Source organism: Citrobacter portucalensis (assembly GCF_023374935.1).
Lineage (GTDB): Bacteria > Pseudomonadota > Gammaproteobacteria > Enterobacterales > Enterobacteriaceae > Citrobacter > Citrobacter portucalensis.
Genome location: NZ_CP092466.1, coordinates 628,350 through 642,583, shown reverse-complemented (window position 1 = coordinate 642,583; position 14,234 = coordinate 628,350). Strand labels below are relative to the sequence as shown.

The 14,234-nt window shown below is 53.6% G+C and carries 11 protein-coding genes; 7 read left to right on the top strand and 4 right to left on the bottom strand.

Annotated features, from left to right (window positions below):
* Window positions 1-208: 208 nt before the first annotated feature.
* Window positions 209-2,227 (top strand): oxidoreductase, encoded by a 2,019-nt coding sequence (locus LY264_RS03130; RefSeq protein WP_048225661.1) that lies wholly within the window; start codon window positions 209-211, stop codon window positions 2,225-2,227.
* 53 nt (window positions 2,228-2,280) lie between these two features.
* Here the strand turns inward: LY264_RS03130 and rlmG are convergent, their stop codons facing one another.
* Entirely contained in the window at window positions 2,281-3,417 is a 1,137-nt protein-coding gene (gene rlmG / locus LY264_RS03125) for a 23S rRNA (guanine(1835)-N(2))-methyltransferase RlmG (protein ID WP_008785866.1), read from the bottom strand.
* Between the two features lie 82 nt (window positions 3,418-3,499).
* On the opposite strand from rlmG, the gene LY264_RS03120 reads away from it, so the two are divergent.
* The 4 genes from LY264_RS03120 to sstT all read left to right on the top strand — a co-directional run bounded on the left by LY264_RS03120 (window position 3,500) and on the right by sstT (window position 7,796).
* A complete protein-coding gene (locus LY264_RS03120; RefSeq protein WP_008785867.1) occupies window positions 3,500-4,000 on the top strand; it encodes a M48 metallopeptidase family protein in 501 nt (166 codons plus the stop codon).
* A 72-nt stretch (window positions 4,001-4,072) separates the two neighbouring features.
* Complete coding sequence (locus tag LY264_RS03115; protein WP_048225663.1) at window positions 4,073-5,071, top strand: Gfo/Idh/MocA family protein; 999 nt, start codon at window positions 4,073-4,075, stop codon at window positions 5,069-5,071.
* A 270-nt stretch (window positions 5,072-5,341) separates the two neighbouring features.
* Complete coding sequence (locus tag LY264_RS03110) at window positions 5,342-6,310, top strand: TerC family protein (RefSeq protein WP_048216385.1); 969 nt, start codon at window positions 5,342-5,344, stop codon at window positions 6,308-6,310.
* Window positions 6,311-6,551: 241 nt separating this feature from the next.
* Window positions 6,552-7,796, top strand: a complete 1,245-nt coding sequence (gene sstT, locus LY264_RS03105) for a serine/threonine transporter SstT (protein WP_048225664.1) — start codon at window positions 6,552-6,554, stop codon at window positions 7,794-7,796.
* A 16-nt stretch (window positions 7,797-7,812) separates the two neighbouring features.
* On the opposite strand, the gene LY264_RS03100 is transcribed toward sstT, so the two are convergent.
* The 3 genes from LY264_RS03100 to uxaC all read right to left on the bottom strand — a co-directional run bounded on the left by LY264_RS03100 (window position 7,813) and on the right by uxaC (window position 11,421).
* Window positions 7,813-8,367, bottom strand: coding sequence for a YgjV family protein (locus LY264_RS03100; RefSeq protein WP_048225667.1), 555 nt, complete (start codon window positions 8,365-8,367; stop codon window positions 7,813-7,815).
* A gap of 138 nt (window positions 8,368-8,505) precedes the next feature.
* A complete protein-coding gene (locus tag LY264_RS03095) occupies window positions 8,506-9,993 on the bottom strand; it encodes a UxaA family hydrolase (protein ID WP_048225669.1) in 1,488 nt (495 codons plus the stop codon).
* 15 nt (window positions 9,994-10,008) lie between these two features.
* Complete coding sequence (uxaC, locus tag LY264_RS03090) at window positions 10,009-11,421, bottom strand: glucuronate isomerase (RefSeq protein ID WP_032945079.1); 1,413 nt, start codon at window positions 11,419-11,421, stop codon at window positions 10,009-10,011.
* 471 nt (window positions 11,422-11,892) lie between these two features.
* Between uxaC and LY264_RS03085 the strand changes: the two genes are divergently transcribed.
* The gene (locus LY264_RS03085) at window positions 11,893-13,194 is read left to right on the top strand and encodes an MFS transporter (protein ID WP_048215487.1); all 1,302 of its coding nucleotides are present in this window, start codon (window positions 11,893-11,895) and stop codon (window positions 13,192-13,194) included.
* 134 nt (window positions 13,195-13,328) lie between these two features.
* Window positions 13,329-14,105, top strand: coding sequence for a transcriptional regulator ExuR (gene exuR, locus LY264_RS03080; protein WP_003828559.1), 777 nt, complete (start codon window positions 13,329-13,331; stop codon window positions 14,103-14,105).
* The last annotated feature ends 129 nt before the right edge of the window (window positions 14,106-14,234 follow it).

The window sequence follows — 14,234 nt, the reverse complement described above, 5'->3', positions numbered from 1 at the left end:
GCGCTTCGCTTATCCGGCCTACAAAGACACATTTTCACCGGCCGGATTAGGTGCTTGCACCGATATCCGGCATATTCGTCCTCTGGCTCCACTCCTTTTTTGAATCCCATCACAATCACGGCATTCCCCTTTTCCCTTTTACGCGGCGACGGCTAAATTATTAACTCATCCGACCACATAACAATAATTTTACATACTGGACACCTTTATGAGCTATCCGTCGCTGTTCGCCCCGCTCGATTTAGGCTTCACCACGCTTAAAAACCGCGTGCTGATGGGTTCAATGCATACCGGGCTGGAAGAGTATCCCGATGGTGCAGAACGGCTGGCCGCGTTCTACGCCGAGCGCGCCCGTCACGGCGTAGCGTTAATTGTGAGTGGAGGCATTGCGCCTGCGCTTTCCGGCGTGGGAATGGAAGGCGGTGCGATGCTGAACGACACCAGCCAGCTTGCTCACCATCGAGTCATTACTGATGCTGTGCATGATGAAGGCGGTAAAATCGCCCTGCAGATCCTGCACACCGGACGTTACAGCTACCAGCCGCATCTGGTGGCACCTTCTGCTATTCAGGCACCCATTAACCGCTTTACGCCACATGAATTAACGCACGATGAAGTGCTGCAGTTGATTGAAGATTTTGCCCACTGCGCACAGCTGGCGCGGGAAGCGGGCTACGATGGCGTGGAAGTGATGGGGTCGGAAGGGTATCTCATCAACGAATTCCTGACCCTGCGTACCAACCAGCGCGATGACCAATGGGGTGGTGAGTATGCCAACCGAATGCGGTTTGCCGTTGAGGTGGTGCGAGCGGTACGTCAGCGTGCCGGGAATGACTTTATTATTATCTTCCGCCTGTCGATGCTCGATCTGGTGGAAAACGGCGGAACCTTCGACGAAACCGTTCAGCTGGCGCAGGCTATAGAAGCCGCGGGGGCCACCATTATTAACACCGGTATTGGCTGGCATGAGGCGCGTATTCCCACTATCGCTACCCCGGTACCGCGCGGCGCGTTTAGTTGGGTGACGCGTAAGCTAAAAGGGCATGTGACAATCCCACTGGTCACCACCAACCGCATTAACGATCCCCAGGTCGCCGATGACATTCTGGCCCAAGGTGATGCTGATATGGTGTCGATGGCCCGTCCGTTCCTCGCCGATGCCGAGCTGCTGTCAAAAGCGCAAACCGGACGAGCGGATGAGATCAACACCTGTATCGGCTGTAACCAGGCCTGTCTGGATCAGATCTTCGTCGGCAAAGTCACCTCTTGCCTGGTCAATCCGCGCGCCTGCCATGAAACCAAAATGCCGATCGTTGCGGCAGCTGTGCCAAAGAATCTGGCGGTTGTCGGTGCGGGTCCTGCGGGCCTCGCCTTTGCCATTAATGCCGCCGCACGCGGGCATCACGTGACGCTGTTTGACGCACATGGCGAGATTGGCGGGCAGTTTAATATCGCCAAACAGATCCCCGGCAAAGAAGAATTCTATGAAACCCTGCGCTACTACCGTCGGATGATCGACGTGACTGGCGTGACCCTGAAGCTGAATCACTTTGTCAGCGCACACGATCTGCACACCTTCGACGAAGTGATCCTTGCCAGTGGGATCGAGCCTCGTATGCCGCCGATCGAGGGGATCGATCATCCTAAGGTACTGAGCTATCTCGACGTTCTGCGCGATAAAACGCCAGTGGGAAAACGCGTGGCGATCGTGGGCTGCGGCGGGATCGGTTTTGATACCGCAATGTATCTGAGTCAACCCGGTGAACCCACCAGCCAGAACATTGCGGAGTTCTGCGTGGAATGGGGGATCGACACCAGTCTGCAACAGCCTGGCGGCTTACGCCCGGAAGGCCCGCACTTATCCCGCAGCCCGCGCCAGATAGTGATGTTACAGCGCAAAGCCAGCAAACCGGGACAAGGTTTAGGTAAAACGACGGGCTGGATCCATCGCGCCACCCTGCTCTCACGCGGCGTGAAAATGATCCCGGCAGTCAGCTATCAGAAGATTGATGATGATGGGTTACACGTTGTGTTGAACGGTGAACAGGTGATCTTTAACGTGGATAACGTGGTGATTTGTGCCGGACAAGAGCCGCGCCGTGAGCTGGTCGATCCGCTGCACGCGGCTGGTAAAACGGTGCATCTGATCGGCGGCTGCGATGTGGCGATGGAACTGGATGCCCGACGCGCTATTGCGCAAGGCACCCGACTGGCACTGGAAATTTAACAGGATGTATTTCGTAGGCCGGATAAGGCGTTAGCCGCATCCGGCACCCGCTATTACCGACGGCGACCGGTTTTGACCGCTTTCAGCACCACGAATTTATTATTGGTGGCGATGGTCACGCAGTTGCCGAATATCTTCTTCAGCTTGTGGAAGTAGTCGAGGTGACGGTTAGCTACGATGTACAGCTCACCGTTGATTTTCAGGCAGCGGCGGGCGTGGTGGAACATTTCCCAGGCAATGTTATCCGTCAGCGCGTGCTTCTGGTGGAACGGTGGGTTGCACAGCACAGCGTTAAAGCGGAACGGTTCAACACCAGACAGCGCGTTGTTAATCATAAACTCGCAGCGATCCAGCGCTTCAGGCATGTTACTTTCCACGTTCAGGCGGCTTGAAGCCACCGCCATTGGCGATTCATCAACAAATACCACACTGGCTTCTGGGTTTTTCGCCAGCAGCGTCATACCGATGACGCCGTTGCCGCAACCGAGATCCACAATCTCCCCTTCGAGGTTTTCCGGCAGATGCTCGATAAAAAAGCGCGCGCCGATATCCAGCCCGGTACGGGAGAAGACGTTGGCGTGGTTATGGATAGTCCAGTCGGTGCCTTCCAGCTTCCAGCTTAGCGTTTGCGAGGCAGCGGCCAGCTCCGGTTTGCTGAACGTACAGTTGATCAATCGGGCTTTTTTCCACGCCAGCGTAGTAGTGGTTGGACCCAGCACTTTTTCAAACAGTTCCAGCGTCGAGGTATGTACATCACGCGCTTTTGCCCCGGCGATGATGCGCGTTTCTGGCGTTACCACTTCGCGCAGCGCACGCAGTTGCTGCTCCAGCAGCGCCATGGTTTTTGGCAGCTTAATCAGCACCACGCCCGGCGCCTGCGGATAGTCAGCGGTACTGTCGAGGAACTTGACGCTCGACTCGGCAATATCGTTGTGACGCAGGTTCTCGCGCGTGGCAAGCTCGCTGAGATAGGAATCGCCGATGCTGTACGGCGTATGTTCCGCCAGCGCACAGCCTAGCGCGCCGAAGGTATCATTCAGGATCAGCACCGGGCCGCTAATCTCGGTATCGTCCAGCTGTTGCAGCAGATATTCATCTGCAGCTTCCCACGCCAGCAGCGGGTTAACGTCATCCGTTTCCGGGAAACGTTTAAGTGACAGCGAACGGAAACCGTTGTCTATGTGGCTCATCGGCCCTCCTGAATGGTAAAATTTCGGCGTATCCCTGAAAAGGGTGCGTGAGTATACACTTTTATGATTTGCGTGGACATGAATGAACCAACTAACTTACCTCCAGGGCTACCCGGAACATTTGCTTTCTCAAGTGAGAACGCTGATTGCTGAGCAGCGCCTGGGCGCAGTGCTGGAGAAGCGCTATCCGGGTACACATGACTTCGCGACCGACAAAGCGCTCTGGCAATATACCCAGGATCTGAAAAATCAGTTTCTGCGTAACGCCCCGCCGCTGAATAAAGTCATGTATGACAGCAAGATCCACGTTCTGAAGAATGCACTTGGGCTGCATACCGCCGTCTCTCGCGTGCAGGGCGGTAAGCTCAAAGCCAAAGCGGAGATCCGCGTCGCCACCGTGTTTCGCAGCGCCCCAGAACCCTTTTTACGCATGATCGTCGTTCATGAACTGGCGCATCTGAAAGAAAAAGAACATGACAAAGCGTTTTACCAGCTTTGCTGTCATATGGAGCCTCAGTATCATCAACTGGAGTTCGATACCCGCCTGTGGTTAACGCAACAATCGTTAAAGCAAACTGCGTAGTCACGCACTGGCTTTGTCTTCAGGGCATGCTAAATTGACAAAAGAATCCCTTTTCGCAGCCTGAAGGCCTTTATGATACGTTTCGCAGTAATTGGCACAAACTGGATCACCCGCCAGTTTGTCGATGCCGCCCATGAAACCGGCAAGTATAAGTTAACCGCAGTCTATTCCCGTAGCCTTGAGCAGGCACAGACCTTCGCCAACGATTACCCTGTCGAACATCTGTTTACCTCACTGGAAGCGATGGCGCAAAGCGAGGCAATCGACGCTGTCTATATCGCCAGCCCTAACTCCCTGCACTTTCCACAGACCGAGCTGTTTTTGCGGCACAAAAAGCATGTTATTTGCGAAAAGCCGCTGGCCTCCAATCTGGCGCAAGCCGAAGCCGCTATCGCCTGCGCGCGTGAGAATCAGGTCGTGCTGTTTGAAGCGTTTAAAACCGCCTACCTGCCTAATTTCCTGCAGTTACAGCAATCACTACCCAGAGTAGGAAAAATCAGGAAAGCGTTTATCAATTACTGCCAGTACTCCTCGCGTTACCAGCGCTATCTGGACGGTGAAAATCCGAACACGTTTAATCCGGCATTCTCCAATGGCTCGATTATGGATATCGGTTTTTACTGCCTGGCCTCAGCGGTTGCGCTGTGGGGCGAACCGCTGAGCGTTCAGGCCAGCGCCAGCCTGCTGGAAAGTGGCGTGGATGCCCACGGCGTGGTGGTGCTGAATTACGGTGATTTCAGCGTTACTCTCCAGCACTCAAAAGTAAGCGACTCGGTATTAGCCAGTGAAATTCAGGGCGAGTCGGGATCGCTGGTCATCGAGCATATCTCCGAATGCCAAAAGGTGTGCTTCGTGCCACGCGGTGGGAAAACGCAGGATCTGACGACGCCTCAACACATCAATACTATGCTGTATGAGGCAGAGGCTTTTGCCCATTTGGTTGAATCCGGCGAAGTGGATCACCCGGCACTGGCCGTCAGCCGTATCACCGCCAAACTGCAAACGGAGATTCGCCGCCAGACCGGCGTGGTTTTCCCGGCAGACGAAGCGGAAACATCGCTGACTGCGTAAAGGTGTGTAAAACGAATGTTGCAGGCCATTGACTGAAAGCATGGCCTGTAATATTTTGTAACCCGCAAAGGGGAGTAACTTCGTTGTCGGTTGATCGTCATTACGATGTGTGAAAAACCACATCCGGTCACCGGGCGATAACAAAGGAATACGCCACCGTATTCCTTTGTTGTTGTAAGTGAGACCTTGCCGAATGGCAAGGTCTATGCATAAAAAGCAGCGGCTAACGTCATTCGGCGTTGGCCGTTTTTTTATGCATGGGGAAATACAATGAATACTGTCGGCACACCGTTGTTATGGGGTGGCTTCGCTGTCGTGGTGGTAATTATGCTGGCCATCGACCTGCTGTTACAGGGTCGTCGTGGCGCGCATACGATGTCAATGAAGCAGGCTGCGGCCTGGTCAATCGTCTGGGTTACGCTGTCGTTACTGTTTAACGCCGCCTTCTGGTGGTACCTGGCGGAAACCCAGGGGCGCGCCGTTGCCGACCCACAGGCGCTGGCGTTCCTGACCGGCTATTTGATCGAAAAATCGCTGGCGGTAGATAACGTCTTTGTCTGGTTGATGCTGTTCAGTTACTTCTCCGTACCGCCTGCGTTGCAGCGTCGGGTACTGGTGTATGGCGTGCTGGGTGCGATTGTGCTGCGTACGATCATGATCTTCGCCGGCAGCTGGCTTATCACCCAGTTTGAGTGGCTGTTGTACGTGTTCGGCGCGTTCCTGTTGTTTACCGGCGTGAAGATGGCGCTGGCGAAAGAAGATGCCTCCGGTATTGGCGACAGACCGTTAGTACGCTGGCTGCGCGGTCATTTGCGCATGACCGATACCATCGAAGATGAAAAATTCTTCGTGCGTAAAAACGGCCTGCTGTTTGTTACGCCGCTGATGCTGGTGTTGATTCTGGTTGAGCTGAGCGATGTGATTTTTGCCGTCGACAGTATTCCGGCTATCTTTGCCGTGACCACCGACCCGTTCATCGTGCTGACCTCGAACCTGTTTGCTATTTTGGGTCTGCGCGCGATGTACTTCCTGCTGGCGGGCGTGGCGGAGCGTTTCTCCATGCTGAAGTACGGCTTGTCGGTCATTCTGGTGTTTATCGGTATTAAGATGCTGATCGTCGATTTTTACCATATCCCGATCGCTATCTCGTTAGGCGTGGTATTTGGCATTCTGTTTGTGACGCTGGTTGTTAACGCGTGGGTCAACCACCAGCACGATAAAAAGCAGCAAATACAGTAAGTTTCATCTGCTAGCTGAAAAGCCCGACAGCACACTTCGTGCGTCGGGCTTTTTGTTTATCATGTCAAAATAATGTTAAGTTAAAGTTATAAAATATGATCTCAACGCGGAATCCAGGATATTTCGCTTCCCGAACCGCGTTCTTTCCTTATACTCAGCCATGCAAACATTTGCCGATCCTGAAAGATGCGTCAACAGAACGCACAAAGGTAAGGCAACAACACAATGAAAGGATTACTACATGACTACGCAACGTTCATCGGGGATACTCTCGCGTTTGGCGCAAGGGAGCCTGGTTAAACAAATTTTGATCGGTTTGGTACTGGGGATTTTACTGGCACTGGTGTCAAAACCTGCGGCTGAAGCCGTTGGTTTGCTGGGTACGCTGTTCGTCGGCGCATTAAAAGCCGTGGCGCCAATTCTGGTTCTGATGCTGGTGATGGCTTCTATCGCCAACCACCAGCACGGGCAAAAAACCAATATCCGCCCCATTCTGTTTCTCTACCTGCTCGGAACATTTTCAGCGGCATTAACCGCCGTTGTCTTCAGCTTTGCTTTCCCATCAACACTGCATCTTTCCAGCAGCGCGGGGGATATCGTACCGCCATCCGGGATTGTTGAAGTGATGCGTAGCCTGCTGATGAGCATGGTTTCTAACCCAATTGATGCTCTGCTGAACGCCAACTATATTGGTATTCTGGTATGGGCTGTCGGCCTGGGCTTTGCGCTGCGCCACGGCAATGAAACGACCAAAAATCTGGTCAATGATATGTCCAACGCCGTCACCTTTATGGTGAAGCTGGTGATTCGTTTCGCGCCAATCGGTATCTTTGGTCTGGTCTCCTCCACGCTGGCAACCACCGGTTTCGCCACGCTTTGGGGCTACGCCCAACTGCTGACCGTACTGGTAGGCTGTATGCTGCTGGTGGCATTTGTGGTTAACCCACTGCTGGTCTTCTGGAAAATTCGCCGTAACCCGTACCCTCTGGTGCTGGCCTGTCTGCGTGAAAGCGGCGTGTATGCCTTCTTTACCCGCAGTTCGGCAGCAAATATTCCGGTGAACATGGCACTGTGTGAGAAACTGAATCTGGATCGTGATACCTATTCGGTGTCTATTCCGCTGGGAGCCACCATCAATATGGCGGGCGCGGCGATCACCATTACCGTACTGACGCTGGCGGCGGTGAATACGCTGGGTGTTCCGGTTGATTTACCGACGGCGCTGTTACTGAGCGTGGTGGCTTCGCTGTGTGCCTGTGGTGCATCGGGCGTGGCGGGCGGTTCTCTGCTGCTGATCCCGCTGGCGTGCAACATGTTCGGTATCCCGAATGACATCGCCATGCAGGTTGTTGCCGTTGGCTTTATCATCGGCGTATTGCAGGACTCATGTGAAACGGCGTTGAACTCTTCTACAGACGTCCTGTTTACCGCTGCAGCCTGCCAGGCAGAAGACGAGCGTCTGGCAAATAACGCCCTGCGCGGATAATCTCTACGCCCCTCCGTCATCGGGCGGAGGGGTTCTTTTCTTGTACGCTTTTTTCAATTTTGAACGGATCAATTCCGCGTTTTTGCATTCGCCGGAAACGAATAATGTTCAGACCGTTCATTACCAGAAAACTCCCTTCGATCATCGTCCCACCAATCGATCCCAGCCAGAAATTATGGGTAACCCAACAGGCGGTTGCGCACCACATGACGCATCGCACGGTTAACCCTTTGCAGCGAAACAGCGCCCAGGTGCTGGCCAGCGTGCCAATTATCGGCAACAGCTCCATCGCATGCTGTAATTTCGCCAGCCCGAGAACCAGGGTGAGGACAATAAAAACGGTCATTACCCACAGTTTGCGGGTATGCATTGAGACAAGTGTGCGGATGGTGTTGAGTTCTGCGCTCATTCCCGCAGGCCAGGCCCCCATCAGGAAAAAATGCACGCCGATGGTGGCGCTATAGACGGCGAGTTGCAGCCGGAACCGGCGCTCATCGCGATTGAAAAAGGTGGTAATACCGATCAGAAAGGCGATGACACCTACGCCCTGGGCCAGCCAATACGCGGTCATGCAAGCAACCCCAATTCTATCTCGTAGGCCGGATTAGGCGAGTTCGCCGCCATCCGGCAACGGTTTGTGCCTGATGGCGCTGCGCTTATCAGGCCTACGGTTTGCGCAGACCTGCATGCAGGTACCATCAGGTATTTACTACAACGTTACGCCGCTTTTAAATATCGCTAACTCTCTAAAATCATTCCGCTCGTTGCAGGTTTGCTTGCCGTTGGCGAACTCGACGATGGTATCGACAAATTCTTCCAGTAACTGCGGCATCGCTTTGCCGTGGATCAACTGTCCAGCGTCAAAGTCGATCCAGTGCTTTTTCTTCGCCGCCAGCTCGCTGTTGGTAGCAATTTTCACCGTCGGCACAAAACCACCGTACGGCGTACCGCGACCGGTACTGAACAGCACCATATGACAGCCCGCGCCCGCCAGGGCACTGGTCGCCACCGCATCGTTACCCGGTGCGCTCAGCAGGTTCAGACCATGCGTCTTCAGACGTTCGCCGTAGCGCAGTACGTCCACCACCTGGCTGGAGCCTGCTTTTTGCGTGCAGCCGAGAGATTTATCTTCCAGCGTGGTGATACCGCCCGCTTTGTTGCCCGGCGATGGGTTCTCGTAGATCGGCTGGTCGTGAGCAATGAAGTACTGCTTGAAGTCATTGACCATGGTGACCAGCTTGCCGAACGTTTCTTCATCGCGGCAGTGGTCCATCAGCAGTTGCTCGGCGCCGAACATTTCCGGTACTTCGGTCAGTACGGTGGTGCCGCCGTTGGCAATCACGTAGTCAGAAAAACGCCCCAGCATCGGGTTGGCGGTAATACCGGACAGGCCGTCAGAGCCGCCGCATTCCAGACCAAACTTCAGCTCACCCAGTTTACCCGGCTCACGCTTATCGTTACGTATCACGTTGTACAACTGGTGAAGATGTTCAATCCCCGCTTCCACTTCGTCTTCCTGATGTTGGCAGACCATGAAGTGAACGCGCTCAGGATCGTACTCGCCTAAGGTTTCGCGGAAGGCATCAACCTGGTTGTTTTCACAACCAAGGCCAACCACCAGCACCGCACCCGCATTCGGGTGACGCACCATGTTTTGCAGCATGGTGCGGGTGTTAATGTGGTCGTCGCCGAGCTGTGAACAGCCGTAGGTGTGGCTGAAGAGATGTACGCCGTCGATTCCTTCGGCATCGTTAGTCTCTTTCAGAAAACGGTTCTGCATCTGGCGCGCCATGGCGTTAACACAGCCAACCGTCGGTAGGATCCACAGTTCGTTGCGCACGCCAACATCGCCGTTGGCACGACGGTAGATCTGCACATCGCGATCCGCCGGTTGTGCAACTTCCGCCTGAAAATCAGGGTGGTAGCTATACGTGTCCAGGTCGCTCAGATTAGTGCGCGTGTTGTGAGCATGAATATGCTCGCCCGCCGCAACGTCCACCAGCGTATGACCAATTGGCAAACCGTATTTAATGACGTTTTCGCCTTTCGCAATATCACGTAAAGCGAATTTGTGGCCACGAGAGACCGCCTGACGCAGGGTTACCGCCTGCCCATCAACGGTGACTTCGGTTCCTTCAGCCAAATCAGCGAGCGCTACCGCGACGTTATCCAGCGCATGGATCTTGATGTATTGCATACCTTCACCCGGGCCTTAGTTCAGTTCAATGGCGAAGTAATCACGCGCATTGTTAAAGCAAATATTTCTGACCATTTCACCCAGCAACTGGATATCTGCCGGTGCTTCACCTGCAGCAACCCAACGGCCAATCATCTGGCACAGAATGCGACGGAAGTATTCATGGCGCGTGTATGACAGGAAGCTACGGCTATCGGTCAGCATGCCGACGAAACGGCTCAGCAGGCCGAGCTGGGCCAGCTGCGTCATCTGACGTTCCATCCCGTCTTTCTGATCGTTGAACCACCAGCCGGAACCGAACTGCATCTTGCCCGGCATACCTTCGCCCTGGAAGTTGCCGATCATGGTGCCCAGCACTTCGTTATCACGCGGGTTCAGGCAGTAGAGAATGGTTTTCGGCAGCAGGTTCTGTTCATTCTGCTTGCTCAGCAGTTTGGACAGTTCTTCAGCCATCGGACGGTCATTGATGGAGTCGAAGCCAACATCCGCGCCCAACAGTTTGAACTGGCGCAGGTTGTTATTACGCAGCGCGCCGATGTGGTACTGCTGTACCCATTCGCGACGAGCATATTCCGCACCAAGGAACACCAGCACGGCGGTTTTAAACTGGGCAATTTCATGCTCACTCAGGGTTTCACCCGCCAGGCGACGCGCCAGAATGCTATCCAGTTCAGATTCGTTAGATTCGGCAAACAGCACCACGTCCAGCGCGTGGTCAGAAACTTTACAGCCGTGAGCCGCAAAGTGATCCAGACGTTTGGTCAGTGCAGCTTGCAGATCGCTGAAGCGGCGGATATCCGTGTCAGACACTTCACCGAGCTTCGCCATGTAGTCATTAAAGGTCGCCAGCTCAATGTTAAAGGCTTTATCCGGACGCCAGCTCGGCAGCACTTTCACATCAAAGCTTCCGTCTTTAGCAACGGCCGCATGATGCTCCAGAGAGTCGATCGGGTCATCGGTAGTGCCGACCATTTTCACATTCATCTGCTGCATGATGCCGCGCGCGGAGAATTTATCCTGCGCCAGCAGCTCGTTGCACTGGTTCCAGATTTCATCAGCAGTCGCAGGAGAAAGCAGCTTACCTGTAATACCAAACGGACGACGTAATTCGAGGTGGGTCCAGTGATACAGCGGGTTACCGATAGTGTGCGGAACCGTGGCGGCCCATGCGTCAAACTTCTCGCGATCGGACGCATCGCCGGTACACAAGCGCTCAGCGACGCCATTGGTACGCATCGCACGCCATTTGTAGTGATCACCCTTCAGCCAGATGTCATACAGGTTATTAAAACGGTAGTTTTCAGCGATTTGTTGCGGTGGTAAATGGCAGTGGTAATCGAAGATCGGCTGGTCTTTGGCGTAATCATGGTACAGACGGCGGGCAAATTCGGTGTCCAGCAGGAAATCTTCAGTCATAAACGGGGTCATTATCGTCTTCCTCTCAACGAGTGCGTCAGATTGCTTATGTTTTGATGTTGACAAAGTTATCACACCAATTTCCATACACTGAAGATATTTTCGTGAGTTAGATCAACAAATGGTGACAAAAAAATTACTCTCAAAGAGGTAAATCACGCGTCAAGCCGCGCCAGCGCTGGCTTTGCTGAATCGAAATAATGACCACACGAAGATTCACACTTTTGTGATGGCACTCACCTTTTAAAGCTGTATGACAAGTTATCTTTTGGCCGTCGCGATACATAAGCCGACGGAATGCAAATTACCGATGTATAACCATCGGATTGACCGGTACGGAAACCGAATTAGCACAATTATTGACATGGCAAAGTTCGGGGAGTACCGGATTTTTTTCGGTCCCCCCTCGTAAAAGAACATCCTCCGCCCTGAACTGGAAGATGACCGCTCGTTCGCGGACATAACAAAACGATGAGGTTTTACATGCGTAAAATTAAAGGGTTACGTTGGTACATGATTGCACTGGTGACGCTTGGCACCGTGCTGGGTTACCTGACACGTAACACTGTGGCGGCAGCTGCGCCAACTCTGATGGAAGAGTTACACATCTCCACTCAACAGTATTCCTATATCATCGCAGCGTATTCTGCTGCTTACACCGTAATGCAACCCGTTGCCGGCTACGTGCTCGATGTGCTCGGCACAAAAGTTGGTTACGCGATGTTCGCCGTTCTGTGGGCCGTCTTCTGTGGCGCGACCGCACTGGCTGGCAGTTGGGGTGGACTGGCGCTGGCGCGTGGCGCGGTAGGTGCCGCTGAAGCCGCAATGATCCCTGCGGGTTTGAAAGCCAGTTCTGAGTGGTTCCCGGCAAAAGAACGTTCAATTGCCGTGGGGTACTTTAACGTCGGCTCTTCTATCGGTGCGATGATTGCTCCGCCGCTGGTCGTCTGGGCAATCGTCATGCACAGCTGGCAGATGGCATTCATTATTTCCGGTGCGCTGAGCTTCATCTGGGCGATGTGCTGGCTTGTGTTCTACAAACACCCGCGCGACCAGAAAAAGCTGTCTGATGAAGAACGTGATTACATTCTGAATGGTCAGGAATCACAGCATAAAAACAACACCTCGAAAAAAATGTCGCTCGGTCAGATCCTGCGTAACCGCCAGTTCTGGGGCATCGCACTGCCGCGTTTCCTGGCAGAGCCAGCCTGGGGTACCTTCAACGCCTGGATCCCGCTGTTCATGTTTAAAGTCTACGGCTTTAACCTGAAAGAGATTGCGATGTTTGCCTGGATGCCGATGCTGTTTGCTGACCTGGGCTGTATCGTTGGGGGCTACTTACCGCCGCTGTTCCAGCGCTGGTTCGGCGTTAACCTGATCGTTTCACGTAAAATGGTCGTCACCATGGGCGCATTGCTGATGATTGGCCCAGGGATGATTGGTCTGTTCACCAGCCCGTACATTGCTATCGCCCTGCTGTGCGTCGGCGGCTTTGCTCACCAGGCGCTGTCCGGTGCGCTGATTACGCTTTCTTCTGACGTATTTGGTCGTAATGAAGTGGCAACAGCAAACGGCCTGACCGGTATGTCCGCCTGGCTTGCAAGTACGCTGTTTGCACTGGTTGTTGGCGCACTGGCTGACACCATCGGCTTTAGCCCGCTGTTCGCCGTACTGGCGGTATTCGACCTGCTCGGCGCACTCGTTATCTGGACGGTATTGCAGAACAAATCGGCCAGCGAGGTCGACTCGGGATCACAGACTGGCGATCCTGCTCCGCAAAATTAACCCGCTGTTTTTCATCAAGGGTATATAATGCGAAGCCGCCAGTTATCTGGCGGCTTTTTTATCGCCGCGAGTGGAGCAGTAATCGCAAAAGTGGTATAACAAATATAGTCTGCCGTATCATGCCTGGAGCGCATATGGAAATCACCGAACCACGACGTTTGTACCAACAACTTGCAGCTGATCTGAAAGAACGCATTGAGCAAGGCGTCTATCTGGTGGGTGACAAACTCCCTGCCGAGCGCTTTATCGCCGATGAAAAAAATGTCAGCCGTACCGTGGTTCGTGAAGCAATTATCATGCTCGAGGTGGAGGGTTACGTTGAGGTGCGCAAAGGATCGGGGATCCACGTCATTTCCAACCAACCCAGACACTATGTCGCGCCAGATGAAAACCTGGAATTCGCCAGCTACGGTCCTTTCGAACTGCTCCAGGCGCGTCAGCTCATTGAGAGTAACATTGCCGAGTTTGCCGCCACGCAGGTGACCAAACAGGACATCATGAAGCTGATGGAGATTCAGGAGAAATCACGTAACGAAAAAAGCTTTCGTGACTCCGAGTGGGATCTCCAGTTCCATGTGCAGGTAGCCCTGGCAACGCAGAACTCGGCTCTGGCCGCGATTGTTGAAAAAATGTGGACTCAGCGCATTCATAACCCCTACTGGAAGAAACTGCACGACCACATCGACCTGCGCACGGTTGATAACTGGTGTGATGACCATGACCAGATCCTTCGGGCGCTGATTCGCAAAGATCCTCATGCCGCCAAACTGGCGATGTGGCAGCATCTTGAGAACACGAAGCAGATGCTGTTTAACGAAACCAGCGATGATTTTGAGTTCAATGCGGACCGTTATCTATTTACCGAAAATCCGGTCGTTCATCTCGATACAGCGGCTAACAGCGCAAAATAAACAATCTTATCAATGCAGGCGCGACCACACGCCTGTTTCTGACACTTGGTAAGCATTAGGTATAAAATGTCAGCCTGTGTAAATCCTCTCGCCACCCTCCATTGCGATAAGCAAAATCACAGTTCAACA

Excerpts from the sequence above, each read along its gene's own strand:
- LY264_RS03130 (WP_048225661.1), top strand. The coding sequence starts at position 209 with ATGAGCTATCCGTCGCTGTTCGCCCCGCTCGATTTAGGCTTCACCACG.
- rlmG (WP_008785866.1), bottom strand. The coding sequence starts at position 3,417 with ATGAGCCACATAGACAACGGTTTCCGTTCGCTGTCACTTAAACGTTTC.
- LY264_RS03120 (WP_008785867.1), top strand. The coding sequence starts at position 3,500 with ATGAACCAACTAACTTACCTCCAGGGCTACCCGGAACATTTGCTTTCT.
- LY264_RS03115 (WP_048225663.1), top strand. The coding sequence starts at position 4,073 with ATGATACGTTTCGCAGTAATTGGCACAAACTGGATCACCCGCCAGTTT.
- LY264_RS03110 (WP_048216385.1), top strand. The coding sequence starts at position 5,342 with ATGAATACTGTCGGCACACCGTTGTTATGGGGTGGCTTCGCTGTCGTG.
- sstT (WP_048225664.1), top strand. The coding sequence starts at position 6,552 with ATGACTACGCAACGTTCATCGGGGATACTCTCGCGTTTGGCGCAAGGG.
- LY264_RS03100 (WP_048225667.1), bottom strand. The coding sequence starts at position 8,367 with ATGACCGCGTATTGGCTGGCCCAGGGCGTAGGTGTCATCGCCTTTCTG.
- LY264_RS03095 (WP_048225669.1), bottom strand. The coding sequence starts at position 9,993 with ATGCAATACATCAAGATCCATGCGCTGGATAACGTCGCGGTAGCGCTC.
- uxaC (WP_032945079.1), bottom strand. The coding sequence starts at position 11,421 with ATGACCCCGTTTATGACTGAAGATTTCCTGCTGGACACCGAATTTGCC.
- LY264_RS03085 (WP_048215487.1), top strand. The coding sequence starts at position 11,893 with ATGCGTAAAATTAAAGGGTTACGTTGGTACATGATTGCACTGGTGACG.
- exuR (WP_003828559.1), top strand. The coding sequence starts at position 13,329 with ATGGAAATCACCGAACCACGACGTTTGTACCAACAACTTGCAGCTGAT.